An 899-nucleotide genomic window follows, 5' to 3' on the forward strand; every position below is an offset into this window, starting at 1 on the left:
TTGTTGATGTTGGCAAAATTTGTTGAAAAGGAGAAAACTCGGTGTTGAGATTAGCGTCTGGCGAGTTTTCCTTTTTCCACAAATACCTCATTGGAGATAGGTTTCCCAAGCTTTCATGGGGTCTGTTATTGTTATAATGCTCCATCCAATCAGAAGTTATTTCCCGTACTTCTATCAAATTATTGAAGATTCTTGCATCCAGAACCTCTGTCCTATAGCTTCTGTTGAACCTTTCAATAAAAGCATTCTGAACAGGTTTCCCCGGTTGAATATACCGCATTTCAATTCTGTGTTTATGGCACCAATTCGTAAAAACAGAACTCGTAAACTCGGGACCATTATCTGTTCGTATTGCTTTTGGTTTTCCTCTTTCTTTTACAATCCATTCCAGCAGATCGGTCATATGTTTTGCTCCGATTGATAAGCCGATTTCTATCCAAATCGATTCTCTGTTGTAATCATCAATGATATTCAATGTTCGGAATCTTCTTGAGTTAAACAAAGAATCACTCATAAAATCCATGCTCCAAACTTCGTTGTAGTTGCTCGGAACTTCCAAATTTTTTCGTTCTCTCGAAGCCAATCTCCTTCTGCGTTTTCTTAAAATGTTCAATCCAAGCTTCTTGTAAACACGATACACCTTCTTGTGGTTCCAGGAAAAACCCTGATTCCTCAGACTGTGAAACATTTTTTTGAATCCATAGCTGGGATGTTTTTCAGAAAGTTGATTCAGGCAATCGATGATGTCTGTATCATCTTTTCTTTTGGGATGATAGTAATAGCTGCTTCGCTCCAAATTCAAGGATTTACACGCCTGCCGAATGTTCATCGGGTATTCTGAAACAAGATAATCAACCACTTCCCGTTTTGTGGCAGGCTTTACCACTTTTTTGAGAGTA

General features: G+C 38.5%; 1 protein-coding gene. It reads right to left on the reverse strand.

The window, feature by feature from the left end:
- The coding region (locus tag AC23MB_RS14295; RefSeq protein ID WP_487787646.1) for an IS3 family transposase at positions 1 to 886 on the reverse strand (886 nt) is incomplete at its 3' end.
- Positions 887 to 899 lie beyond the last annotated feature (13 nt).

It is taken from the genome of Soonwooa sp. T0.1_25 (genome assembly GCF_057652215.1).